19 protein-coding genes are annotated in these 24,384 nt (G+C 61.3%); 4 read left to right on the forward strand and 15 right to left on the reverse strand.

The window, feature by feature from the left end; translation table 11 throughout:
* Positions 1–36: 36 nt before the first annotated feature.
* From ACX3YD_RS04345 to ACX3YD_RS04365, 5 genes are all read right to left on the reverse strand, one after another.
* Positions 37–1,401 carry a heavy metal sensor histidine kinase gene (locus ACX3YD_RS04345; RefSeq protein WP_458959326.1) on the reverse strand — a complete coding sequence of 455 codons (1,365 nt, stop codon included), beginning with the start codon at positions 1,399–1,401 and terminating at the stop codon, positions 37–39.
* A complete protein-coding gene (locus tag ACX3YD_RS04350; protein ID WP_033056445.1) occupies positions 1,391–2,068 on the reverse strand; it encodes a heavy metal response regulator transcription factor in 678 nt (225 codons plus the stop codon). Before ACX3YD_RS04350 ends, ACX3YD_RS04345 begins: the two co-directional genes overlap by 11 nt.
* Positions 2,069–2,077: 9 nt before the next feature.
* Positions 2,078–5,191: a multidrug efflux RND transporter permease subunit gene (locus tag ACX3YD_RS04355; RefSeq protein ID WP_458959327.1), complete on the reverse strand. Its 3,114-nt coding sequence runs from the start codon at positions 5,189–5,191 to the stop codon at positions 2,078–2,080.
* A complete protein-coding gene (locus ACX3YD_RS04360) occupies positions 5,188–6,348 on the reverse strand; it encodes an efflux RND transporter periplasmic adaptor subunit (RefSeq protein ID WP_458959328.1) in 1,161 nt (386 codons plus the stop codon). The genes ACX3YD_RS04355 and ACX3YD_RS04360 overlap by 4 nt, the downstream gene beginning before the upstream one ends.
* Positions 6,349–6,629: 281 nt before the next feature.
* On the reverse strand, positions 6,630–7,598 hold the full coding sequence (locus ACX3YD_RS04365) for a LysR family transcriptional regulator (RefSeq protein WP_047532920.1): 969 nt from the start codon (positions 7,596–7,598) through the stop codon (positions 6,630–6,632).
* 271 nt (positions 7,599–7,869) lie between these two features.
* Here ACX3YD_RS04365 and ACX3YD_RS04370 point away from each other — a divergent pair, with 271 nt between their 5' ends.
* The 4 genes from ACX3YD_RS04370 (at position 7,870) to ACX3YD_RS04385 (ending at position 12,806) form a co-directional block, all read left to right on the forward strand.
* The gene (locus tag ACX3YD_RS04370; protein WP_047532917.1) at positions 7,870–9,369 is read left to right on the forward strand and encodes an efflux transporter outer membrane subunit; all 1,500 of its coding nucleotides are present in this window, start codon (positions 7,870–7,872) and stop codon (positions 9,367–9,369) included.
* 183 nt (positions 9,370–9,552) lie between these two features.
* Positions 9,553–11,751 (forward strand): FUSC family protein, encoded by a 2,199-nt coding sequence (locus tag ACX3YD_RS04375; RefSeq protein ID WP_103406165.1) that lies wholly within the window; start codon positions 9,553–9,555, stop codon positions 11,749–11,751.
* On the forward strand, positions 11,741–11,941 hold the full coding sequence (locus ACX3YD_RS04380) for a DUF1656 domain-containing protein (RefSeq protein ID WP_047532914.1): 201 nt from the start codon (positions 11,741–11,743) through the stop codon (positions 11,939–11,941). The genes ACX3YD_RS04375 and ACX3YD_RS04380 overlap by 11 nt, the downstream gene beginning before the upstream one ends.
* A gap of 10 nt (positions 11,942–11,951) precedes the next feature.
* Positions 11,952–12,806: an efflux RND transporter periplasmic adaptor subunit gene (locus ACX3YD_RS04385; protein WP_047532912.1), complete on the forward strand. Its 855-nt coding sequence runs from the start codon at positions 11,952–11,954 to the stop codon at positions 12,804–12,806.
* Positions 12,807–12,924: 118 nt separating this feature from the next.
* Here ACX3YD_RS04385 and ACX3YD_RS04390 read toward each other — a convergent pair whose 3' ends face one another.
* The 10 genes from ACX3YD_RS04390 to algG form a co-directional block, all read right to left on the reverse strand.
* Positions 12,925–13,323, reverse strand: a complete 399-nt coding sequence (locus tag ACX3YD_RS04390; protein ID WP_103406164.1) for a DUF4440 domain-containing protein — start codon at positions 13,321–13,323, stop codon at positions 12,925–12,927.
* A 47-nt stretch (positions 13,324–13,370) separates the two neighbouring features.
* Positions 13,371–14,195: an SDR family oxidoreductase gene (locus ACX3YD_RS04395; RefSeq protein WP_458959329.1), complete on the reverse strand. Its 825-nt coding sequence runs from the start codon at positions 14,193–14,195 to the stop codon at positions 13,371–13,373.
* 35 nt (positions 14,196–14,230) lie between these two features.
* On the reverse strand, positions 14,231–14,695 hold the full coding sequence (locus ACX3YD_RS04400; RefSeq protein ID WP_047532900.1) for a hypothetical protein: 465 nt from the start codon (positions 14,693–14,695) through the stop codon (positions 14,231–14,233).
* Between the two features lie 191 nt (positions 14,696–14,886).
* Entirely contained in the window at positions 14,887–16,338 is a 1,452-nt protein-coding gene (locus ACX3YD_RS04405) for a mannose-1-phosphate guanylyltransferase/mannose-6-phosphate isomerase (RefSeq protein WP_103406162.1), read from the reverse strand.
* Between the two features lie 224 nt (positions 16,339–16,562).
* Positions 16,563–17,219, reverse strand: coding sequence for an alginate O-acetyltransferase AlgF (locus ACX3YD_RS04410; protein ID WP_458959330.1), 657 nt, complete (start codon positions 17,217–17,219; stop codon positions 16,563–16,565).
* A 17-nt stretch (positions 17,220–17,236) separates the two neighbouring features.
* Complete coding sequence (locus ACX3YD_RS04415) at positions 17,237–18,412, reverse strand: alginate O-acetyltransferase (RefSeq protein WP_207291547.1); 1,176 nt, start codon at positions 18,410–18,412, stop codon at positions 17,237–17,239.
* Between the two features lie 11 nt (positions 18,413–18,423).
* Positions 18,424–19,989: an MBOAT family O-acyltransferase gene (locus tag ACX3YD_RS04420; protein WP_458959331.1), complete on the reverse strand. Its 1,566-nt coding sequence runs from the start codon at positions 19,987–19,989 to the stop codon at positions 18,424–18,426.
* A gap of 213 nt (positions 19,990–20,202) precedes the next feature.
* Positions 20,203–21,324: a mannuronate-specific alginate lyase gene (locus ACX3YD_RS04425; RefSeq protein WP_103403852.1), complete on the reverse strand. Its 1,122-nt coding sequence runs from the start codon at positions 21,322–21,324 to the stop codon at positions 20,203–20,205.
* A gap of 8 nt (positions 21,325–21,332) precedes the next feature.
* Positions 21,333–22,781, reverse strand: coding sequence for an alginate O-acetyltransferase (locus ACX3YD_RS04430; RefSeq protein ID WP_458959332.1), 1,449 nt, complete (start codon positions 22,779–22,781; stop codon positions 21,333–21,335).
* A gap of 10 nt (positions 22,782–22,791) precedes the next feature.
* Positions 22,792–24,366, reverse strand: a complete 1,575-nt coding sequence (gene algG, locus ACX3YD_RS04435) for a mannuronan 5-epimerase AlgG (protein WP_458959333.1) — start codon at positions 24,364–24,366, stop codon at positions 22,792–22,794.
* Positions 24,367–24,384: the final 18 nt, after the last annotated feature.

Here is a 24,384-nt window from a genome sequence, read left to right on the forward strand (position 1 = left end):
GCCCGGAGCAAGCTCGCTCGCCACAGGGATAGGGCGTCAGACAGGCAGGTGAATCCCGAAGGTATTCATCCCATGGTCGCTGCGCACGAACACATCGCCGCCATGCATCAGGGCAATCGCCTTGACGATCGCCAACCCCAATCCATGGTTATTGCCGCTGTTGCTGCGCGAAGCATCGACACGGTAGAAGCGCTCGAACAAACGCGGCAAGTGCTCGCTGGCGATGGGCGAGCCGGGGTTGGCCACGCCAATGCTGACCAGATGCTCTTCGGCCTCGATCATTACCTGAATGACCTGCCCGGGCTGGGTGTGTTGCACCGCGTTGCTCAGCAGGTTGATCAACGCCCGGCGCAGATGCGCGATCTCGATTCGCACCTGCGCATCGCCGCTGACCTGCACCTGAACCTGGGCATCCTCAAGAATGAAATCCAGGTATTCCAGGGTCGTCGCCACTTCGTCCGCCAATGAGGTGGAGGTCAGTTTGGTCGCTTTGCTGCCTTGGTCGGCGCTGGCAAGGAACAGCATGTCGTTGATGATCGAACGCAGTCGCTCCAGCTCTTCGAGATTCGATTGCAGCACCTCGAAATAATGCTCGGCCGAACGTCCGCGGGTCAGGGCGACCTGGGTCTGGCCGATCAGGTTGGTCAGGGGCGAGCGCAGTTCGTGGGCGACGTCGGCATTGAACGATTCAAGGCGCGAGTAGGCCTGCTCGACCCGTTCCAGCGTGGAATTGAACGAGTTGACGAACTGATTCAATTCCGGCGGCAAAGACGACATTTGCAGGCGTCCCGAGCGCAATGGCGGGGCCAGGCGCTGTGCCTCCTGGGACAGCTTGATCAAGGGTTTGAGACCGATCCGCGCCACCCAATAACCCAGCGCCGACGCCAGCAGCACCCCGATAATCGCCAGGCTGACCAAGGCGATCAGCAAGTGGTGTTGGGTCTGGAGAAAGGTTTCGGTGTCGATGCCGATCATGAAGCGCAGTGGCGGGCGTTGGTCCTTGGCCGGGAACTCACTGACCAGCACTTTCAGTGGATAAGGCTGATCCGGCAGTTGCAGGTCGCGCATGCCCAGCGGCCCTTGGGCGAAGGCGCGGATCTGCGGGGTGAGGTTGCCGTATTCGTAGTGCGGATCGCCACTGGTGATCCAGAAGCTGATTCGCTTGTCCTCTTCGCCGAGCAGCTTGAGCTTGTTGTTGATCTTTACCCAGTGCTCGGGCGTGCCATAGCGGCCGACGGTGGATTCGAGCACGCTGTAGCGCGCATCCAGTTCGGCCTCGGGCAACAGTCCCAAGCCTTTATCCACCTGCTGGTACAGCGCCCAGCCGATCAGCAGGAACACCAATAGCGCCACCAGCGTGAACATGCCGCTCAGGCGCAGGGCAATCGAATTACTGGACACCCCGGCTCTCCAGCACATAACCCATGCCACGAATGGTGTGCAGCAGTTTCTCTTCGAACGGCCCGTCGAGCTTGGCCCGCAGGCGTTTGATCGCGACTTCGACGACGTTGGCGTCGCTGTCGAAATTGATGTCCCAGACCATCTCGGCAATCGCTGTTTTTGAAAGGATTTCCCCTTGTCGGCGGGCCAGCACGCTGAGCAGCGAGAACTCCTTGGCGGTCAGGTCCAGGCGTGTACCGGCGCGAGTGGCTTTGCGGCTGATCAAATCTATCCACAGGTCGGCGATGCTCACTTGCACCGGTTCATGGCCACCGCTGCGCCGGGTCAGCGCTTGCAGGCGCGCCACCAGTTCCAGGAAGGAAAACGGCTTGCCGAGGTAATCATCGGCACCGTCGCGCAGGCCTTTGATCCGGTCTTCGACACGCTCCCGTGCGGTGAGCATGATCACCGGGGTTTGCTTGCGCGCACGCAGGGCGCGCAGTACGCCGAAGCCGTCGAGGCCCGGCAGCATCACGTCGAGGACGATCACCGCATAGTCGCTTTCCAGCGCCAGGTGCAGGCCTTCCACGCCATCGCGCGCCAGGTCCACGGTGTACCCCTGTTCCGTCAGGCCGCGGTGCAGATAATCCGCGGTTTTTTCTTCGTCTTCGATAATCAGAACGCGCATGACCCCGCCTCAGTCTGTGGTTGCCAGCGCCGGCGTGGGCGGAGGCGCTGGTGAGAGAGAGTGCCTATGAAATAAACGCTCCAGCCATAAGTATATGACCGGCGTGGTGAACAGCGTCAGCGCCTGGCTCACCAGCAAACCGCCAACCACCGCGATCCCCAGGGGTTGGCGCAGTTCCGCGCCGGTGCCGTAGCCGAGCATCAGCGGCAGGGCGCCGAGCAGGGCCGCGAGGGTGGTCATGATGATCGGCCGGAACCGCGTGATGCAGGCCTGGAAGATCGCTTCTTCCGGTGGCAAGCCACCTTTGCGCTGCGCTTCGAGGGCGAAGTCGATCATCAGGATGCCATTCTTCTTCACGATACCGATCAGCAGCACCAGGCCGATCAGCGCCATGATCGAAAAGTCCTGGCCGCAAATCCACAGCATGATCACCGCGCCAAGACCTGCCGATGGCAGGGTCGAGATGATCGTCAGCGGATGCACGAAGCTTTCATAGAGCACACCGAGAATGATGTACACCGCCACCAGCGCCGCCAGGATCAGCCACGGCTGGCTGGCCAGCGAACTCTGGAATGCCTGGGCCGCGCCCTGGAAATTGCCGCTGATGGCCACCGGCATGCCGATGTCGAGCTTGGCCTGGTTGAGCATGATCACCGCATCGCCCAACGCCACACCGGGCGCCAGGTTGAACGACAGGTTGGCCGCCGGGAACATCCCGTCATGGGCGATGGACAGCGGGCCGATGGTCGGCGCATCGAATTTCGCCAGGGCCGACAACGGCACCATCTCGCCGCTCAGCGGGGAGCGCAGGTAGAAATAATTGAGGCTTTCCGCCTTGCCTCGTTGCTTGGTGTCCAGTTCCAGGATCACGTTGTACTGGTTGATCTGGGTCTGGAATTCGTTGATCTGGCGCTGGCCGAAGGCGTCGTACAGTGCCTCGTCGACATCGCTGGCGGTCAGGCCGAAACGTGCCGCCGCGCTGCGGTCGATCGTGATATGGGTGATGCTGCCGCCCAGTTGCAGGTCGTTGGACACATCGCGGAATGCCGGGTTGCCACGCAGTTTTTCCGTCAGGCGCTGGGTCCAGGTGCTCAGGACCGCGCCGTCGTTGCTCTTGAGTACGTATTGGTACTGGGCGCGGCTCGGGCCCGAACTGAGGTTGATGTCCTGGCCGGCGCGCAGGTACAGCACGATGCCCGGTACTTTCATCAGTTGCGGGCGAATCCGGTCGATGAACTGACTGGCCGAAACATCGCGATCACTGCGTTTTTTCAGGGAAATCCAGAAGCGTCCGTTGGCGATGGTCTGGTTACTGCCCGACACCCCGACCGAGTGGGAAAAGGCCGCGACCGCCGGATCCGCCGCGACGATTTCAGCCATCGCCAGGTGTTTTTTCACCATGTCGCTGTAGGAAATATCCGCAGCCGCCTCGGTGGTGCCGAGGACGAAACCGGTGTCCTGCACCGGGAAGAAACCTTTGGGGATGAAAATGTACCCGGCAATCGCCAGCCCGAGGGACAGGCCGAACACCCCGATCATCAATTTCTGATGCGCCAGGGCGCGGCGCAGGCCTTTTTCATAGAGGGCCAGCAAACGATCACCGAAGGTCGGTGTGCTGTGGGCATGATGCGCGGGGGCGCGCATGAACAGCGCGGCCAGGGTCGGGGCCAATGTCAGTGACACCACCACCGAAATCATGATGGTCGAAGTGGCGGTCAACGCGAACTCCTTGAACAGTCGCCCGACCACGCCGCCCATGAACAACAGGGGAATGAACGCCGCCACCAGCGAGAAACTGATCGACACCACGGTGAAACCGATCTCGCCGGCGCCTTTGATCGCCGCTTCGCGCATGCCGTCGCCGGCTTCGAGGTGTCGGTGAATGTTCTCCACCACCACGATCGCATCGTCGACCACAAATCCCACGGCCACTACGATGGCCACCAGCGTCAGGTTGTTCAGGCTGAAGCCCATGATGTACATGAGGGCGAAACTGGCCGTCAGTGAAACCCCGAGCACCGCAGACACAATCATCGTCGCCGACCATTGGCGCAGGAACAGCGCCATCACGGCGACCACCAGCAGGATGGCGATCAGCAGGGTGACTTCCACTTCATGCAACGAGGCGCGAATGGTCTGGGTGCGGTCGACCAACACTTTGACCTGCACCGACGCCGGCAGCATGGCTTCGAGGGCGGGCAATGCGGCCTGGATGCGATCCACGGTCTCGACGATGTTGGCGCCCGGTTGCCGGGAAATCACCAGGTTCACGCCGGGTTTGTCCCCGGCCCAGGCCTGCACGTAAGCATCTTCCGAACCGTTGACGACGTTGGCGACATCCTTCAGATGAACCGGGGCACCGTCCTTGTAGGAAACGATGAGCTGGCTGTATTCCTCGGGGTGAAACAACTGGTCGTTGGTAGACAGCGTCGAAATGCTCGACTCGCCATACAGGGCGCCTTTGGCCAGGTTGAGGCTGGTTTGCTGGATGGCCAGACGAATGTCTGCCAGCGTCAGACCGATGGCGGCGAGCTTGTCGGCCGATGCCTGGACGCGAATCGCCGGACGTTGCTGACCGGTGATGTTGATTTGGCCTACGCCGTCGATCTGGCTGATCTGACGCGAAAGCAGGGTTTCCACCAGGTCGCTGAGTTCAGTGCCGGGCATCTGGGTCGAATTGACGCTGAGGATCAGTACCGGGCTGTCGGCCGGGTTGACCTTGCGCCAGGTCGGCAGGGTCGGCATGTCCTTGGGCAGTTTGCCGGCGGCGGTGTTGATCGCGGCCTGAACCTCTTGAGCGGCGGTATCGATGCTTTTATCGAGGGTGAATTGCAGGGTCAGGTTGGTGGAGCCCAGGGCACTGCTTGAGGTCATCTGGGTCACGCCGGGGATGGCGCTGAATTGCACTTCAAGTGGCGTGGCCACCGACGACGCCATGGTTTCCGGACTGGCGCCCGGCAATTGCGCCGCCACCTGGATGGTCGGGAACTCTGCTTCCGGCAGTGGCGCGATGGGCAGTCGAGGGAAGGCGATCACACCGAGCAGGACCAGGGCAAAGGTCAGCAGGATTGTCGCGACCGGATGATCAATGCACCAGGCCGAAACCGAACCGTGGCCCTTCATGGTTTCGACTCCGATTGGACCACTTGCGGCGGGTCGGTCAGGACCTGCACGGTCGACCCGGGCTTGAGCCGCGACTGACCGTCGCTGACCAGCAGATCGCCCGGCTTGACGCCTTTGATGATGTCCTGGCCACTGCCTTGGGACACCATCTGCACGCTAACGGTTTCGACCTTGTCGCCGTTCACCCGGTAAACGAAATGCTGGTCAAGGCCACGCTGTACGACGGTGGGTGGAACCACCAGGGCATCTTTGTCCAGTGCTGTCTGAATCTTGACCGTCACCAGCAGGCCAGGCCAGAGCTTCTGCGCGGGGTTGCTGAATTCAGCCTTGGCGCGAATGGTCCCAGTGTTGGCATTGATCTGGTTGTCGATCAGGGTCAGATGGCCTTCACCCAGCAGGTTGCCGGTTTCACCCTCGGTGTCGGCACCGATGTAGGCCTTCACCTGGGCGCGCTCCGGATCGCCGATCAAGCCTTGCAGGGTCGGCAGCATTTGCTGCGGCAGGGAGAATTCCACGGCAATCGGATCGATCTGGGTCACGGTAAACAGCCCTTGAGCGTCGGTCATGCGCAGGAAGTTGCCTTCGTCCACCGTGCGAATCCCGACGCGGCCGGTGACCGGGGAGCGAATCTGCGTGTAGGACAGTTGCACTTGCGCCGCATCGATCGAGGCCTGGTTGCCCTGGGCGGTGGCCTTGAGCTGGTTGACCAGCGCCTGTTGCTGGTCGTAGGTCTGTTTGGAGACGCCGTCGTCGACACTCAGCAGTTTGTAGCGCTTGAGGTTGACCTGCGCCACTTGCAGTTGCGCCTGGCTCTCACCCAGTTGCGCCCTGGCCTGATCGAGGCTGGCGCGGATCGAGCGGTCGTCGATGGTGGCCAGCAGGTCGCCCTTGTTCACCAGTTGGCCTTCCTTGACCAGCAGTTTGGTGAGAATACCGTCGATTTGCGGGCGCACCACCACGCTGTGCAGGGACAGGACCGAGCCGATACCGGTGACGTAGCGGGGGACGTCTTTTTGGATGACGCTGACGACGCGTACGGGGATGGCGGTGGGGGCGGCGAGTCTGGTTTTGGCGGGTTGGCTGGCATACCACAGGCCCAGCCCTGCCAGGACGATCAGGAGGGCGACGAGCAGGGCAGGTTTTTGCTGGATTCGCATGCGAGTGGGGCGCCAGGGCTGGTGGTCGGTAGGTCGTTACGTTCCTTTATAAACCTGTTTGACGGTCAGGAAGGTGACTGCTAACTGACGGCGCTGTCAGTTTGGTTTGACCTTGGCGGCCCTGCTCGCGATGAAAGTCCGGGCAACGCGGGCCTTCAGACAGCCCGCGTCATCGTTGACGTCCATCGCGAGCAGGCTCGCTCCTACCCAAGGTCTTGGTCGAACGCGGAATAGGGTTACGCAGCCATTTCCCGTGGGGGCATTGTGTGTCTCTGGCAGGCTCAGTTCGCCATTCGCGCCCCGGCCATGCTCCCGCTCATTTCATAAGCCGCCAGTTCCACTTGATGTGCCGCCAACAATTCCGGCAGCGATCCGCGCAAATACTCGACCCAGGTCTTGATCTTTGCATCCAGGTATTGCCGCGAAGGGTAGATGGCGTACAGGTTCAGTTCCTGGGAGCGGTATTTGGGCATCACGCGTACCAGAGTGCCGTTGCGCAGGCCGTCGATCGCTGCGTACAGCGGCAACACGCCGACGCCCATGCCGCTGGTGATCGCGCTTTTCATGGCGTCGGCGGAGTTCACCAGAAACGGCGAGCTGTTGATGGTGACCATTTCCTGGCCGTCCGGGCCGTCGAAGGCCCATTTTTCCAGGGGGATCACCGGGCTCACCAGGCGCAGGCAGGCGTGGTTGAGCAGGTCGCTGGGTTTTTGCGCGCAACCGTTGGCTTTGACGTAGGCCGGGGAGGCGCAAACGATACTGAAGGTGATGCCCAGGCGTTGGGAGACGAAACCCGAGTCCGGCAGTTCGCTGGCCAGGACGATGGACACGTCGTAGCCCTCGTCGAGCAGGTCCGGTACGCGGTTGGCCATGGTCAGGTCGAAGGTCACGTCCGGGTGGGTCTTGCGGTAGCGGGCAATGGCGTCGATCACGAAGTGCTGACCGATGCCGGTCATGGTGTGCACCTTCAGTTGCCCGGCCGGGCGCGCGTGGGCGTCGCTGGCCTCTGCTTCGGCTTCTTCGACGTAGGCCAGGATCTGCTCGCAGCGCAGCAGGTAACGCTTGCCGGCTTCGGTGAGGGCGATGCGGCGGGTCGTGCGGTTGAGAAGACGGGTTTGCAGGTGGGCTTCCAGGTTGGAGACCGCGCGCGAGACGTTAGCCGTGGTGGTGTCCAGTTGTACGGCGGCGGCGGTGAAGCTTCCCGCTTCGGCCACGTAACTGAAGGCGCGCATGTTTTGCAATGTGTCCATGGGGGGCTCTCGGGTTCGATGGCAAATTGTGACATGAAGTTTCAGGATTTGAGACCCCGACCAAGGGATTATCGCGTTAACGGTAACAAAGATTCACAGGAATTCCGGCTTATCGCGACCAAGGCTCATCCATAGAATTGTATGGACTGTAGGAGCCGGCTTGCTGGCGCATGCGTCGCTGCTGTCATCCCGATGTTCCAGGGTGTCTGCATTGCCAGCAGCCGGCTCCTGTCAGATCTCGTTACCTCCTCTATTTCAGGAAATCGCAGCAGTGCCGCGTCGCATTAGCAGAGCGCTTCAACCGCTCAGTGTTTTGGCTTTAACCCTGGCAATCAGCGGCTGCATCGGAACCGGAGGTATTGCCCCGCAGGGCAAGGCGCTGGAGGCCGATTCACTGGTCACCGACGAAGCCATCCAAAGCGCCGCTCAGGATGCGCATTGGCCCACCGCACAGTGGTGGCAGGCGTATGGCGACCCGCAACTGAATCGCTGGATCGACCTCGCCGTGCAAGGCAGTCCGACCATGGCCATGGCCGCCGCGAGGGTGCGTCAGGCCAAATCCATGGCCGGCCTCGCCGAGTCTGCCGAATCGCTGCAGATCAATGGCGAATCGACCCTCAAGCGCCACAATTGGCCGACCGATCAGTTCTATGGCCCCGGTAACCTGGCCAACACCACCACTTGGGACAACAACGCCGCATTGGGTTTCAGCTACGCCCTCGACCTCTGGGGCCGTGAAAGCAATGCCACCGAGCGCGCCGTGGACATGGCCCACATGACCGTCGCCGAAGCGCGCCAGGCCCAGCTCGAACTGCAGAACAACATCGTGCGTGTCTATATCGAACTCTCGCTGCATTACGCGCAGCGCGACATTGTCGAAGCCACATTGAAGCAGCAAGAGCAGATCCTCGAGCTGGCGCAAAAGCGCTTGAACGGCGGAATCGGCACCCATTTCGAAGTCAGCCAGGCCGAAACGCCACTGCCGGAAACCCATCGTCAGATCGATGCGCTGGACGAAGAAATCGCCCTGAGCCGCAATCAATTGGCCGCGCTCGCCGGTAAAGGTCCTGGCGAGGGCGCGCAGTTGCAGCGACCGACGCTGTCGTTGGGCGCGGCGCTGAAGTTGCCATCATCGTTGCCGGCGCAGTTGCTCGGTCAACGTCCGGACGTGGTCGCCAGTCGCTGGCAGGTGGCGGCGCAGGCGCGCGGTATCGATGTTGCCCATGCCGGTTTCTATCCCAACGTCGATCTGGTCGGCAGCCTCGGTTACATGGCGACCGGCGGTGGCGCGCTGGAGTTTTTGACCGGCAAGAAACTCAACTACAGCGTCGGCCCGGCGATTTCCTTGCCGATCTTTGACGGCGGGCGATTGCGCGCGGAGCTGGGTGAAGCCTCGGCCGGTTACGATATCGCCGTGGCGAAGTACAACCAGACCCTGGTCAATGCGCTGAAGAACATCTCCGACCAGTTGATCCGCCGGGAGTCCATGGACAAGCAGCAAATGTTTGCCGCCGAGTCGGTGGCGACCGCGCAGAAGACTTACGACATCGCAATGGTCGCTTATCAACGCGGGCTCACCGATTACCTCAACGTGCTCAATGCCCAGACCTTGTTGTTCAAACAGCAGCAAGTGCAGCAACAGGTTCAGGCGGCGCGACTGAGTGCTCATGCCGAGTTGGTGACGGCGTTGGGCGGTGGGCTGGGGGCCGGTAACGATGTGCCCAAGGACAGTCAGACAGCCGCGCCGAAAACGCCGAGGCTGCTGAGATGACCCGGATGCATCAGGCAAGGCCATCTTTGTGGCGAGGGAGCTTGCTCGCGCTTGAGTGCGCAGCGCTCACAACATCAGCAATGACTGCCAGCGTTTTGGGGCTGCTTTGCAGCCCGGCGCAAGCAAGCTCGCTCGCCACAGGGTTTCAATTGTTTCCAGACTTTCCTAAGTGAGCAGGACTCCATGACTCCCTTGCCCGCACCTCTGCGCTGGCTGTATTCCCTGGAATGGCGCCGGGGGTTCTTCGACTGGGCACGCAGCGATGGCGTGACCTGGGTCTACATTTTCAAGGTGTTGATCGCCGCATTCCTGACCCTGTGGCTGGCCATGCGCCTGGAGTTGCCGCAGCCGCGCACCGCGATGATCACGGTGTTCATCGTCATGCAGCCGCAGAGCGGTCATGTGTTCGCCAAGAGTTTTTATCGGTTCCTTGGCACCCTGGCCGGGTCGTCGGTGATGGTCGCGTTGATCGCCCTGTTTGCGCAGAACACCGAACTGTTCCTCGGTTCGTTGGCGATCTGGGTCGGTATCTGCACGGCCGGCGCGGCCCGTTATCGTAATTTTCGCGCCTACGGTTTCGTATTGGCCGGTTACACCGCGGCGATGGTCGGTTTGCCCGCGCTGGCCCATCCGGACGGCGCCTTCATGGCGGCGGTCTGGCGGGTGCTGGAAATCTCCCTGGGGATCCTCTGTTCGACCCTGGTCAGCGCCGCGATCCTGCCGCAATCGTCCGGTGCCGCCATGCGCAACGCCCTTTACCAGCGTTTCGGCGTGTTCGCCTTGTTCGTCACCGACGGTTTGCGTGGGCGCAGTCAGCGCGAAGCGTTCGAGGCCGGCAACGTGCGTTTCATCGCTGAGGCCGTGGGCCTGGAGGGGCTGCGTAGCGTCACCATGTTCGAAGACCCGCACATGCGCCGCCGCAACGGCCGGCTCAGTCGCCTGAACAGCGAGTTCATGGGCATCACCACCCGCTTCAACGCTTTGCACCAGTTGCTGGAACGCCTGCGCAGCAGCGCAGCGGACCAAGTGGTGGCCGCGATCAAGCCGGGGTTGATTGATCTGGCCGAATTGCTCGACGGCTTCAGCGGCCGCGCCCTGACCAACGCCGATGCGGCGCGTCTGGTGAAGGCTCTGAGTGCTTATAAGGAAGGGCTTCCGGCGCGGGTACGCAGCCTTCGGGCGCTTTTCCAGGAGAGTCAGCCAAGCGACGCCGAGCAACTGGATTTCCACACGGCGTACGAACTGCTCTATCGCTTCGTCGATGACCTGCACAGTTATGCACAGACCCACGCGTCGCTGGCCGATCACAGCCACGAACGGGAGCGCTGGGACGAGCCGTTCACGCCGCAGACCAGTTGGCTGGTATCGGCCGCCTCAGGGATTCGCGCTGCTTTCATTCTGGTGGTGCTGGGCAGCTATTGGGTGGCCACGGCGTGGCCGAGCGGGGCGACCATGACCTTGATCGCCGCCGCCACCGTCGGACTTTCCGCCGCCACACCGAACCCCAAGCGCATGTCATTCCAAATGGCTTGCGGCACTTTCCTCGGGGCGTTGATCGGCTTCGTCGAGATGTTTTTCATTTTTCCGCGGATCGACGGGTTTCCGTTGCTCTGTGTGATGCTCGCCCCGGTGATCGTGCTGGGGTCGTTCCTCACCTCGCGGCCGCAGTACGTCGGGGTAGGGCTGGGATTGCTGATCTTCTTCAGTACCGGTTCGGTGCCGGACAATCTCACGGTCTACAACCCGTACACCTTCATCAACGACTACATCGCCATGGTGCTGGGCATGCTGGTGTGCGCGGCGGCGGGGGCGATCATTCTGCCGCCCAACAGCCGTTGGTTGTGGCGTCGACTGGAGCAGGATCTGCGGGGCCAGGTGGTGTATGCCATCAGCGGCAAACTCAAGGGCCTGGCCTCGCGTTTCGAAAGCCGCACCCGCGACCTGGTGCACCAGGCCTATGGCTTCGCGGCGGGGCAGCCGCAGGTCCAACGAAACCTGTTGCGCTGGATGTTCGTGGTGCTGGAAGTGGGGCACGCGATCATCGAACTGCGCAAGGAACAAGCCGTCCTGCCGGTGCATCCCGCCTATGCCGAATCCCAGCCGTGGCGCCAGTCGATCCGTGTGATGGGGCGTTCGCTGGTGCGGCTGTTCCTGCAACCCGGCCAGAGCAATCTGGAGCGTGCGTTGATCGCGGTCGACCATGCGATCAGTCGCGTGCAAGCCACCGACGAACCCTTCGCTCCGCACTTCGACACCTCGGCGTTGCGTCGGGTCAAGAGCTACCTGCACTTCATCCGCACCTCGCTGCTGGACCCGCAATCACCGCTCGCCGGCTACAACCATGCCACCGCCAAGCCCCAAGGACTTGAACATGCCTCGTGAAATCGCCTTCCATGGCGTGTACATGCCGACCATGACCCTGATGTTTTTGATCGCGGCGGCGCTGGCCTGGGCGCTGGACCGCTTCTTGTCCGGGTTCGACCTGTACCGTTTTTTCTGGCACCCGGCGTTGCTGCGCCTGAGTCTGTTTACCTGTCTGTTCGGCGCCCTGGCGCTGACTGTCTACCGTTGAGAACACCTTGATGAAAAAGCTATTCAGCCTGCTTGCAACCCTGCTGGTACTGGCTCTGGCGATATGGATCGGCCGGACCCTCTGGGTGCATTACATGGAGACGCCATGGACCCGCGACGGCCGGGTGCGCGCCGACATCATCAACGTCGCCGCCGACGTCACCGGCGAGGTGGTGGACGTGCCGGTGCGTGACAACCAGTTGGTGAAGAAGGGTGACCTGCTGATGCTGATCGACCCCGAGCACTACCGCCTCGCGGTCAAGCAGGCGCAGTCGCTGGTGGCTTCGCGCAAGGCCACGTGGGAGATGCGCAAGGTCAACGCCCATCGCCGGGCCGATATGGACAACCTGGTGATCTCCAGGGAAAACCGCGACGACGCCAGCAACCTCGCCGACTCGGCCCTGGCCGATTACCAGCAGGCCCAGGCGCAACTGGAAGCCGCCGAACTGAACCTCAAACGCACCGAAGTCCGCGCCGCCGTGGACGGTTATGTGACCAACCTCAACGTGCATCGCGGCGACTACGCGCGCATCGGCGAGGCGAAAATGGCCGTGGTCGACATGAACTCGTTCTGGGTCTATGGCTTCTTCGAAGAAACCAAGCTGCCCCATGTGCGCGTGGGCGATAAGGCCGACATGCAACTGATGAGCGGCGAAGTGCTCAAGGGCCATGTGGAAAGCATCTCGCGCGGTATCTACGACCGCGACAACCCGGAAAGCCGTGAGTTGATCGCCGACGTGAACCCGACCTTCAACTGGGTGCGCCTGGCGCAACGGGTACCGGTGCGGATTCACATCGACGAAGTGCCGGAAGGCGTGCTGCTGGCGGCGGGGATTACCTGTACGGTGGTGGTGAAGCCATTGTAGGAGCGAGCTTGCTCGCGATGGAATCAAGGGCGCCGCGTTTATCCAGAAAGAACGCGTTATCGTTGACCTTCATCGCGAGCAAGCTCGCTCCTACAGTTGATTGTCGTCGAGTCCGGGATCAGCCCTGGCTAAACGTCTCGTGTAGATGTCGCCACAGCACCTTGCCGTCCGCCTGTTTCTCGAACACCACGGTCGAGCGGCGATCCGAATGCAGCCCCGTCGCATCGGTCTGCTGCTCGCGGTAACTGACGGTGGCGCCACCGTCATGCAGCGCAATGCCGCGAAATTCGCTCAACTCGATACGAAAACCCAGCTTCTTGCCGCCGGCCAGCATGAACAACTCGTTCAGCGCGGCAAAGTCCAGCACTCGTCCCAATGGCGAAACCATGGAGAATTGCGGCGAAAAACGGGTCAGCAACTGTTCAAGTTCGCGCCCATCGCGTTCTTCGGCCAACCATTGTTCGATGGCGACGTGGGCCTTGATCACTTCGTCGAAGTATTCGGTGTAGTCGGTCATGGTGTTTCCTCAAAATCTGCTTGGCCGCGAAGAACGATAACCCGGTCTTAAAGCTGCCCGCGCAATCCGAATCGCTTCATCAAGCCTGATTCCAGCAGGCCCTTGGGCAACAGTCCGGCCATCAACGGCAACGCCCGGCTGCCATTGCCCAGGCGTAACAGTCGTGGCGGCTTGCCTTGCTGTACAGCCTTGAGCACTCCGGCGGCAAATTCGCTGGCGGGTGTCGGATTGTCCTGGGAGGCCCTGGCCCGGGCGCGGATACCTTCGCGCAATGGAAACCACGGCGATTGCTCACTGATCAGTTGTTCGGCTTCATGGCCCGCGTTCTTGGCGAAACTCGACGCGATGGCGCCTGGCTGAACCTCCATGACCCGCACGCCAAACGGCGCCAGTTCCATACGCAAGGCATCGCTCAAGGCATGTACCGCCGCTTTCGAAGCACAGTAGGCGCCGGCGAATGGCGTCACCAACACGCCGGAGACGCTGCCGATGTTCACCACCAGGCCCTTGGCCCGGCGTAACACCGGGAACAGTGCGCGGGTCACGCCGACAATGGCGAACACATTGGTTTCGAACTGACGCTGCATCGCCGGCACACCGCCATCGAGCAGCGGCCCCATGGCGCCATAACCGGCGTTGTTGATCAGCACATCAAGGCCACCGTGTTGCTGGTTGATGCGCTCGCTCAACTGTTCGAGCGCCTGGCCATCGTTGACGTCCAGTTGCACGGCGGTGAAACCGGCGGCGGTCAGGGCTGCCACGTCTTCAGGCTTGCGGGCGCTGGCCCAGACGGTGTAGCCGGCAGCCTTGAACACATCGGCCAGGGCGCGGCCGATGCCGCTGGAACATCCGGTAATCAACGCAACGGGCATGGCGCGGTCCTTGTGCAAAAAAGTGGGGGGAAGGCTCAGTCGGAGAAACTACCCTGCAAGCGCTCGGCGCGAAATTCCAGGGTTTCCGGGCGGTAGCCGGGGCGCAACGGCGGCAGCGGCAGACAGTCTTCCCAGTTGCCACCGGCCTGCAGTTCGCCGGGGCCACGGTAGCGTGGGGCGGTGTACTGGTTGTCCGCGAGATTGACCGTGTCGCCCGGCGCATAGGCGGCGACACGCCAGCGCAGTTCGGTCAGCGGCACGTCGTTGCCATTGTTCAGGGTCAATTGCAGCGGCCGGTCGGCGGGGCAGTGTTGCGGCGCGTAGCTGATACGCAATTCAAGACGCTCCAGTTGCTTGAGCTCGCGGTGGTCCATCCAGATCACCCACGTGGCGACAATACCCAGGCCCACGGCGGCGGCCATGGAAACGGGCAGCGCTTTGGCCGGATAGCGCAGTAGCAGGATCAGCCAGGTGATGACGAGCAGGACACCGATGAACATGACGCGCAAACCTCGGAAGCAGAGAGGAGCATCCTACCTAAGCGTAGGTGAGGTTGGCGATGGGCAGGATTCCGACGAATCGGCCAGCCGAGGCTCCACACTATTCAGTGCCAAAAAAAGAAGCCCCAGCCCAACCCGCTGCGGATGGGGAACGCAGCGGGCTGGACGGGGGCTTTGAGTTTTTCCGAGGGTTACTGCGCGATGGTCTTCACCGACACGCCACGCTCGATCGGGGTGGAGCGACCGTAGATATCTTCAAACCGCTCGATATCGTCTTCGCCCAGATAACTGCCCGATTGCACCTCGATGATCTCCAGTGGAATCTTGCCCGGGTTGCGCAAACGGTGAACCGAGGCAATCGGAATGTAGGTCGACTGGTTCTCGGTGAGCAGGAACACGTTCTCGTCGCAGGTCACTTCAGCGGTGCCGCTGACCACGATCCAGTGCTCGGCGCGGTGGTGGTGCATTTGCAGCGACAGGCACGCGCCCGGCTTGACCGAGATGTGCTTGACCTGGAACCGGCCGCCCATGTCCACCGAGTCGTAGGAGCCCCACGGACGATAGACCTCGCAGTGGTTCTGGGTTTCGCTGCGACCCTGTTCGTTGAGGGTGTTGACCATCTGCTTCACGCCTTGGACCTTGTCCTTGTGGGCGATCATCATGGCGTCCTTGGTTTCGACGACCACGATGTTTTCCAGGCCGATCACCGACACCAGTTTGCCGTTGCCGTGGATCATGCAGTTGCGGCTGTCCTGGATGACCACGTCGCCTTTGGTGACGTTGCCGTTGGCGTCTTTTTCGTTCACTTCCCACAACGACGACCAGCAGCCGACATCGCTCCAGCCTGCGGTCAACGGTACGACGCAGGCGCGCTGGGTTTTTTCCATAACGGAGTAGTCGATGGAGTTGTCCGGGCAGCAGGCGAAGGTAGCGGCGTCGATGTCGACAGTGTCGGCATCCTGCTGGCTGCGTTCCAGGGTCAGCAGGCAGGTGTCGTAGATGTCCGGGTCGTGCTTTTTCAGCTCTTCGAGGAAACGGCTGGCGCGGAACAGGAACATGCCGCTGTTCCAGAAATAACCGCCGGACTGGACAAACTCGGTGGCGCGTTTCACGTCGGGTTTTTCGACGAAGTGCGAGACGCGGCTGACACCTTCGGGCAGCAGCGAGTCGTTGGTCGACTTGATGTAGCCGTAACCGGTTTCCGGTTTGGTGGCCGGCACGCCGAACAGCACCATTTCGCCGTTTTCGGCGGCGACCGTGGCCAGCGCCAGGGCGCGTTGCAGGGCTTTCTGGTCTTCCAGCACGTGGTCGGCGGGCAGCACCAGCATCAACTCGTCGCGGCCTTCATTGACCAGCATCATCGCGGTCAGGGCCACGGCCGGCGCGGTGTTGCGACCGAACGGTTCCATCAGGATGCGCTGGGTTTCCAGTTTGCGCGCGGTCAGTTGCTCGTTAACGATGAAGCGGTGGTCCTTGTTGCAGACCACGATCGGCGTGTCCATGCCTTCGAACACCAGGCGCTCCAGGGTTTGCTGGAACAGCGTGTGCTCGCCGGTCAGGGCCAGGAACTGTTTCGGGAATTGCTTACGGGAAAGCGGCCAAAGACGTGAGCCGCTACCACCTGACAAGATCACCGGAATCATGTTGTTACTCCTTGAAAATCGTTTGGTTAGAGCTACGAACGCTGTGTCGTTTCTCTCTTGTTCTTGTTCCGTGTCCCAGCTGACACCTGGGTCCCTTGTAGGAGCGAGCCTTGCTCGCGATGGACGTCAACGAAAACGCGTGCTGTCTGGATGAACGCGGTGTCCTTGAGTTCATCGCGAGCAGGCTCGCTCCTACGGGGTTCCTGGTCAGCCGGAAAAATTCATTAGCGCGTCGAAACCGGGCGTTTCACCCAGATTGGCGACAGGCTGCTGCCGTTGCCGGTGACGTACAGCACTGCGGCCTCACCGCGTTCCAGGGCGACCGGTTTTAAGTCGCCGACTTTCTTGTCACCATCGTATAGCGCCAGGCTGACTTTCACCGGGTTGATTTCACGTTCGCCACGACCTTTGGGCGCAACGTTGGGCACCACATCGGTCTTGCCGTCGGCGGTCTTCAGGGTCAGTGCCTTGTCGCTGAGGTTCTGTACCCGAACCAGGGATTTCTGTTTGTTCTTGAACGGCGGCTCTTCGATCAATTGCGGTGCGCCACTGGCGTTGTTGACCAGGGTGTAATAGTGATCGCCGGCCAGTTTCACCGGCAGTGTCTGGCTACCGACCTTGGCGCTGTAGTCACCGCCCGGCATGAAGCTGAAGTCACTGCTGGACAGCGGTGCGACATCGCTCAGGCTGGTGCTGCCGACGGTGGCGCTGACTTCAGCGTTGCTGGCGTTGTAGATCCGTACGAAGGTCGAGCCTTTCGGTGCGGTCGGGCCGTAGAGTGCGGCGTCGCCACCGGCGAAGGCATGCATCGACAGAACGCTCATGCCAGCGACAAGAGCAAAAGTCTTAGCGAGACGGCGAGGAGTAGTCGTGAAAGTCATGGAAGTACCTCTCTCTTTCAGTTTTGCGCCCGGTCGGGCGTCTCGGATTTAGTGTTGATTGCTACGTTTTGTTGGCGCGCGCCGGCTTGTTTAAGCTCTGCGACCCACTGCGGGTCGGCGTCACCGATTTCGTTATTCACAGGCAGATATCGTTCGGGAAATTCCCAGATCAGCACTTGTGGCGGGCTGTTCTTGAAAGCGTCGCTTTTGAGGTAGCTGAGCATCGGCAGGATCGGGCCGTGGCCGTCCTCGGCGTAATTGACCACGTCGCTGCGCAACGCTTGTTTCAGCGCGCCCACGAAGTTCCAGTTGGGGTTGGCGCTGTAGCTGGTGCCGATCAGTGCCACCGGCACTTCGGTGTTGGCAAACAGGGCATCGTCACTGGCCGGCGGGTCGCCGGCCGCCACGGTGTTGCGTTTCTGCAAAGGCTCTTGCGCCGGCATCAGGTTTTCGAACAGCGGGTCCAGCGGCAGGAACAGACGCAGGTCGCCCTTGTGCGTGACTTTCTCCGCAGGCTCGGTGACGAAGTTCTGCGGTTCGCCGCTCAGCGGGAACTTGTCGGCAATGGTCCTGGCCAGCTTGTTCGCCGCGACTTCGGCGCCTTCCGGGGTCCAGTGGGTGTCGGTGCGCAGGAACACTTGCTTGCCGTCACGTTTGGCCGCCAGCAGTGGGCCCAACAAGTCAGGTGCCGGAATCCGGTCGGCCGCCAGGCGCTGGTGGAAGTCCTTGTAGAGGTTGGCGTGGATGCTTGCCGGTTTCACCTCGCCGAGGTGTTCCGGGTACAGCCGTGCCTTGGCCGGCACCACTGCCATTACCAGTTGCACACCTTTGGCTTTCAGGGTCTGGCGCACGCCTTCGACCAGCGCGTAGTTGCCTTGCAGGTTCAGCTCTTCGTTGACGATCGGGTGGAATTCTTCATCGCTGTACAGCCACTGGTCGCGACCGAGCACCACGCCCGGACGACCTTCGTTGAACAGCTTGAAGTCCAGCGCCGCCCAGAGGTTGGTGCCCAGGCGCTTGATCGGAAACTCGTCGTCGTAGTGCGTCTCTACCGCCTTGGTCCAGCGACCGTTGAGCACGGTGGCGTCGGCGTTGGTGCTGAAGCCGAAGAAGCTGCGCGTGGACCACAGGCCCAGGGCCAACAGGGTCACCAGGAACAGGGCGATGTAGAAGATGCGTAATGAGCGGGTCATGGTCAGATCCCTCAGAACTGGAAGTAAAGGAACGGCGAGAAGCTTTGTGCCGAGAGTTTGAGAATCGAGGCGATGAACAGCAGCAGCACCAGCGCACGCATCACGTAGCGCGACCAGTCGGCAGTCCAGTAGGCCGGCTGCACCTGGGCTTCAACCCCGACGGTGTAGCCGGGCTGATGGATGCTCGCCGGGTTATCCCCAGGCGCGGCCTTGATCAGTCCCGGTTCGGCGGCGGCCGGGCCGTCGCTGTCGACGTTCACCGCAGGCTTGGTCTTGACCGGTGGCTGGTTGGTGTAGAAGTCGCGCAGGCCGAAGAACGCCAGGGTCACATACGCCACGATCAGCGTTGCCACTTGCAGGCCGGTGAGGCTGGCCTGGTTGAGTTCCGACAGCGACCAGTCGCCGAAGCTGAACATCGCGCCGTACATACGACCGGCCACGTGCAGGTTTTCCGCACGGAAGATCACCCAGCCCATCACCACCAGCAGGAAAGTCAGTGCCCAGCGGATCGGGTTGAAACGGCGTGGCGAAGTGTTCAGGCCAATGGCTTTTTCAATCGCCAGCCACATGCCGTGCCACGCGCCCCAGACGATGTAGGTGATATTCGCGCCGTGCCACAGACCACCGAGCAGCATGGTCAGGAACAGGTTGCGATAGGTCATCAAAGTGCCTTTGCGGTTGCCGCCCAGGGTGATGTACAGGTAGTCGCGCAGCCAGGTCGACAGGCTGATGTGCCAGCGTCGCCAGAACTCGGTGATCGACTGGCTGACGTAAGGCTGCTTGAAGTTTTCCATAAAGCGGAAACCCATCATCAAACCCAGGCCGATGGCCATGTCGCTGTAGCCGGAGAAGTCGAAATACAGTTGCGCGGTGTAGGCCAGCGCGCCGAGCCAGGCATCACCGGTGGTCGGGTTTTGCAGGGCGAAGCAATGGTCGGCCACCACCGCGAGGGTGTCGGCAATGAACACCTTCTTGATGAAACCCTGCATGAACCGCGTGCAGCCCTCGGAGAATTTGTCGAGGGTGTGGGTGCGATTGTTGAACTGGTCGGCCAGGTCACGGAAGCGCAGCACGGGGCCGGCGATCAGGTGCGGGAAGATCGCCACGAAGGCCGCGAAGTCGATCAGATTGCGGGTCGCCGGGGTGTCGCCACGGTAGACGTCGATGATGTAGCTGATGGACTCGAAGATGTAGAACGAGATCCCGATCGGCAACAGCACGTGGGTCAGGATGAACGGCTCCAGGCCCACCGACGTCATCATCGCGTTGATGCTGTCGACGCCGAAATTGGCGTATTTGAAGTAGCCGAGGATGCACAGGTCAACGGCCACGCCGAGCAGCAGCCAGCGCTGCGCCGGTTGGGTCCGCACGCCGGCGGCGCCGACTTTGAGGCCGATCCAGTAGTTCCACAGCGTGACTGCGGCGAACAGTGCCAGGAAGTCCACCCGCCACCAGGCGTAGAACACGTAGCTGGCGATCAGCAGCAGCAAGTTGCGATAGCGTTGCCCGCTCAGGTAGTACAAGCCGAGAAAGATCGGCAAGAACAAAAACAGGAACACGTTGGACGAAAAAACCATCCCGATCTCTCCTTGTTTAACCACAGTCAAGGGCCGCAGCCCCCCCAACCCCCCCCCACCAAAAACCGGGGGGCGTAACACACAAAAACTCAAACTCGACACCGACCCTGTGGGAGCGGGCTTGCCCGCGATTGCAATCTGACATTCAACATTGATGTCGACTGACCCACCGCTATCGCGGGCAAGCCCGCTCCCACAGGGTTATATGTTTGCCTAAGAACCTTTGCCCTTCTCGTTGGCCGGGTCATAGACCCTGGTCAGGTCGCCGCCGAGGCGGAAGGTCTTGAACGGCTGCATCCCGTGCTTTTTCTCCAGCACGTCCGGCGCACAGGTGTAGAGGGTGCAGAACGGTTCGAGCCAGGCGAATTTCATGTCCTCTTTCAAGTCGGTCATGTCCTGTTCCTTGCCGTTCTTTTTCTCGAACGCGTCCGGGTCTTTCACGCCGGCGAGGACGCGATCAGCCAGGCGTTTGAGCGCGCCGTTGTTTTCCTGGCGCAAATCCACACCGTTGACCTGGGCGAAACTGGCGATCATCGCCAGCGGTGGCAGGGCGTAGTTGTGGTAAGCCAGCGCCCGTTGCTGGCGCTTGAGTTCGTTGGGCAGGTAGCCGTCGGCGTCGACCTGGTTGGCGCCGATCTTGTATTCCTTGACCGCCCAATCGAACAGGTCGCGGCGGTTGGTGGCGATGGAGGTGGCCATCACTGACCAGGCGGCCCAGTACGAGTGGTTGTTGGTTTGGTCCAGCGGCAGGTTGTCCCAATCGCTGACCACCTGATCGGCCATCTTGCTGAACCAGGCTTCGATCAGCTGCGATTCCTGCTGATGGTTGGCCAGCGGATGGGAGTCGGAAAACTTCAGGCGAATGTACGCGGACGCCATGCTGCCCAGCGCCCATTTGCGCATCGACTTGCCGGTATGGTTGAAGTCCTTGGACATCAACGCATCGGCCTTGGCCCAGGCAGTCAGCCAGTTGAGTGTGCATTCCAGCTGTTCCGGACGACCGTCACGCATGAACTGCATCACCCGTTTGCTGGTGCCGCGCTCCAGTTTGGTGATGTCGGCGGTGCTGTCGCGGAACGCTTTTTCCGATTGCACGTTCAACGTGGCGCGGGCCTTGTCCGAACCTTCGTACTTGCTGCGAAATTGCAGCGAACCGGTGTACGGCGTCGGCATCGCTTCGCAGCCTTCGCCCTTGTCGCCGGTCTTGAGTTTTTCGATCGGTGCAAAATAACCCTGTGGCGGGCGCAATGGCGCGGCAGCCTGGGTCGCGCCGGCGAACATCGCCAGGCTCAAAAGCGTGGGTGCCAACAGGCTTTTCAGTTTTGGATTTCGCATGGCAGACCTCATTGCCCGGCCTGAGCGGTACGTTGCTCAGCGCTCGGGAATACGTTGCGTTTGCAGATTTTCGCTTCGACTTTCTGTGGCGCGGTGCCTGCTTCAGGACCCTGGACTTCGACGGCCAGCAGATTCTGCGAGGCCCAGTCTTCGTCCGTGCGCAACTCGAAGGCGAAACGCCCGTCGGTCTCGGAGGTTTCCGGTTTGTCGATCTTGATGTCCTCGTGGCGCCCGTTCATGTACCAGAGGGTGGCTTGCAGGGTTTTCACCGAGGTGTCGGCGAAGCGGATGTCGACCTGGTGACTGCTGTTTTGCAGGTTCAGGTTTTTGCTGTTGACCATCAATTCGTTCTTGCCCGGCTTCAGGGTGGTGCTGCCGGACATCTGTGCTTCTTTGCCTTCGCAACCGTTGTCCAGCAGCGCCATCATCTGGCGGTAGATGGTTTCCTGGTCGAGGCGATACAGCGGCGAGAATTCCCAGATGAGAATTTTCGGCGGGTTCTTCTGGAACTCTTCACTGCCCAGGTACTGCAGCATTGAACCTTCCAGGCCGCCGCCGGGGAACGCCACGTTGAGAATGTCGGCGCCGATGGCCTCTTCGAGGAAACCGGCGAAGTTGTAGTTCTTGCCGCTGTGGCTGGTGCCGACCAGGGTGATCTGCGGGTTGCCGGAATCGCCGAACAGATCGCCATCGCCTGCTTCGCCCTTCGGCTCGGTGGTGAATTGATCCATGTACTGGATGGCGTAGCTGGTGCCACAGAGTTGACCGGCCATGTTGTGCAATGTTCCGGTCTTGCCCATGCGACCCGACTTGTGGGTCTCGAATTCACGCTTGGGAATGTCCGCGTACTCGGGCAATTGCTTGATTTTCTCGGCGACGATTTTTGCCGTGCGCTGGGCACCGTACGGCGTCCAGTGCTGGTCGCCACGGAAGTAGAAGTCGTGGGCGGGCAGGGTGTCTGGCAACGACTCGTTGGTCAGCGGCGACAGGTCCGGGACCACGTAGCCCATGGCGGCGAAACGGCCGAGCATGGTCTTGTAGTTTTTCAGTGCCTTGTCGAAATCGAAGCTGGCTTTTTCCGCCGGGTTCAACTTGTTGCGGTTCACCAGGCCGCGGGTCGGCTGGTAGACGACCACCAGTTCCACGCCTTTGCTCTTGAACGCATCGTGCAGTTGCTTCATGCGTTTGTAGCCGGCAGGCGTGGTGTCGAATTCGGTGCGCAGGTCTTCCTGGGTACGGAACAACCAGTCGCCCTGGGCCTGGACCAGCGTGGTGAAGTTCTGCTGATAGCGCGTGGTGTAGTTCTTCGGGTCGTGGGCCGCCGGGCACAGGCTGCAGCATGGTTCGGCGGTGAAAACGGGCGCCTTGACTTCGTCGGCACGGGCACCGCTGGCGGCCGCCATCATCCCGAGTGTCAGGCCCGACAGGCTGAGTAATTTGATCAAGTGTGGGTGCATAAAATTATCCTCAGTCCTGCATTTCGGTCTGGCGTTCGACAGGGTCGATCAGCACGGCTTTCTGCTGGCGCACCAGCAGGTCGAGAATTTCATCCTGACGCTCGCCGAGAATCCCCGAGAAGCTGATGCCGCTGGATTTGGTCGGTGCGAGCATGGACACGCGGTACAGCTCGACGCTCAGCGGCGAGTCGATGGACAGAGGCCCGCTGCCATTGCCGGCCAGTTCGCCGCCGACCACGATCAGCGACACCTGGGCGTCGAACGGGTCGAGCTTGATGTCGCGGTCGGTGTTGGTCAGGTCCTTGATGTGGCCATAGACGCCGGTCAGGCCGTTGGCCATGGCGATGTTTTCGTAGAGGCGGATGTTCACGCTGTTACGAATGCGGATGCCGTGGCGCCGGTTGCTGATGACCTTGTTGCCCCACAACAGGTTGTCGGCACTCTCGTAGAGGGTGATGCCGTCGGTGTGGTTCTGGTAGATCTCGTTGTGGGCGATCAGGTTGTTCACGCTGTTACGGTCGATCACCAGCCCCGAGAGGTGGTTGTCGTAGCTGCGGTTATTGAAGATGAAGCTGTCGTTGACCTCACGGGAAATAATGATCCCGTGCTTCTTCCTGGTCCCGTACACCGTGTTGTCGGCGATGATCAGGCCGTGGGAACGGTCGTGCGGGTCGATGCCGTAGACGATGTTGTCTTTGTAGGTATTGCCCTTGACCACGAAGTCGCGGGTTTCGTAGCAGTAGAAGCCGTACCACATGTCCGAGAACTCGGAGCCGACGATCCAGCCGGTCGGTTCAGGGCGCTTGAGCACCTTGGCCATGTTCGGCGTGTACTGGGAAATACTCACGCCGTAGGACTTACTGTTGGCGTAACCGAAACTGGCGATCTTGCTGTTGGCGATGTAGGTCTCGGTGCCGCCCCAGGACAGCAGGAACGGACGGAATTCCTTCGGCGAAGTGAACGTCGCCGGGCCGTTGTCCTTCTCGCGCCAGCCAGTGATTTTGGTGTCACGCACGAACAACTGGCCGTCGTTGACCAGGAACGAACCGGCCTCCTGTGACAGGCGCAGCTCCTGGGTCTGTTTGTCGATTTCCAGGATGCCGTGGCGACCGACCACGATCGGCAGCTTGGCGAGGAACACGCCCGGCGCGGTTTCGATGACGTACTTGGGCAGCTTTTTCGCCACGTCCTTGAGGTTCATGTAGCCGTCGTCGACGAAGATCGCCTGGGGGATGCCATGCTGACGCACCACCCATTCGGCCATTTTGTTGTCGCCGCCGATGAAGTCCTTCAGGGCGTCTTCCTGCATCATCCGGCGCACGCTGATCTTGCCGGCCTTGCTGCGCACGATTTTCGCGGCGATGGCTTCGGCGGTGTAGCCGGAGATGTCCGGCAATTTCGGCGTGGCCAGTTCCAGCGGCGCGGTCGGTGCGCTGCTGACGGTGTAGGTCTTGGCCTGTTGCAGTTCCTTGGCCATGGTGGCCGGCTTGGCTGCCGGCTCCGTACTGGCGAAGGCAGCTGCACTGGCCAGCAGCAAAGCGCCGGCCAACAAGCTGATCGAGCCTTGTCGGGCTTGATGATTCATCTGGAAAACTCCCTTCGC

It is taken from the genome of Pseudomonas fluorescens group sp. PF-1 (genome assembly GCF_054481335.1).

Coding starts and splice junctions, on each gene's coding strand:
- algG (WP_458959333.1), bottom strand. CDS start 24,366: ATGAATCATCAAGCCCGACAAGGCTCGATCAGCTTGTTGGCCGGCGCT.
- ACX3YD_RS04400 (WP_047532900.1), bottom strand. CDS start 14,695: ATGTTCATCGGTGTCCTGCTCGTCATCACCTGGCTGATCCTGCTACTG.
- ACX3YD_RS04375 (WP_103406165.1), top strand. CDS start 9,553: ATGACTCCCTTGCCCGCACCTCTGCGCTGGCTGTATTCCCTGGAATGG.
- ACX3YD_RS04425 (WP_103403852.1), bottom strand. CDS start 21,324: ATGCGAAATCCAAAACTGAAAAGCCTGTTGGCACCCACGCTTTTGAGC.
- ACX3YD_RS04410 (WP_458959330.1), bottom strand. CDS start 17,219: ATGACTTTCACGACTACTCCTCGCCGTCTCGCTAAGACTTTTGCTCTT.
- ACX3YD_RS04350 (WP_033056445.1), bottom strand. CDS start 2,068: ATGCGCGTTCTGATTATCGAAGACGAAGAAAAAACCGCGGATTATCTG.
- ACX3YD_RS04355 (WP_458959327.1), bottom strand. CDS start 5,191: ATGAAGGGCCACGGTTCGGTTTCGGCCTGGTGCATTGATCATCCGGTC.
- ACX3YD_RS04365 (WP_047532920.1), bottom strand. CDS start 7,598: ATGGACACATTGCAAAACATGCGCGCCTTCAGTTACGTGGCCGAAGCG.
- ACX3YD_RS04395 (WP_458959329.1), bottom strand. CDS start 14,195: ATGCCCGTTGCGTTGATTACCGGATGTTCCAGCGGCATCGGCCGCGCC.
- ACX3YD_RS04415 (WP_207291547.1), bottom strand. CDS start 18,412: ATGACCCGCTCATTACGCATCTTCTACATCGCCCTGTTCCTGGTGACC.
- ACX3YD_RS04405 (WP_103406162.1), bottom strand. CDS start 16,338: ATGATTCCGGTGATCTTGTCAGGTGGTAGCGGCTCACGTCTTTGGCCG.
- ACX3YD_RS04430 (WP_458959332.1), bottom strand. CDS start 22,781: ATGCACCCACACTTGATCAAATTACTCAGCCTGTCGGGCCTGACACTC.
- ACX3YD_RS04420 (WP_458959331.1), bottom strand. CDS start 19,989: ATGGTTTTTTCGTCCAACGTGTTCCTGTTTTTGTTCTTGCCGATCTTT.
- ACX3YD_RS04385 (WP_047532912.1), top strand. CDS start 11,952: ATGAAAAAGCTATTCAGCCTGCTTGCAACCCTGCTGGTACTGGCTCTG.
- ACX3YD_RS04360 (WP_458959328.1), bottom strand. CDS start 6,348: ATGCGAATCCAGCAAAAACCTGCCCTGCTCGTCGCCCTCCTGATCGTC.
- ACX3YD_RS04390 (WP_103406164.1), bottom strand. CDS start 13,323: ATGACCGACTACACCGAATACTTCGACGAAGTGATCAAGGCCCACGTC.
- ACX3YD_RS04380 (WP_047532914.1), top strand. CDS start 11,741: ATGCCTCGTGAAATCGCCTTCCATGGCGTGTACATGCCGACCATGACC.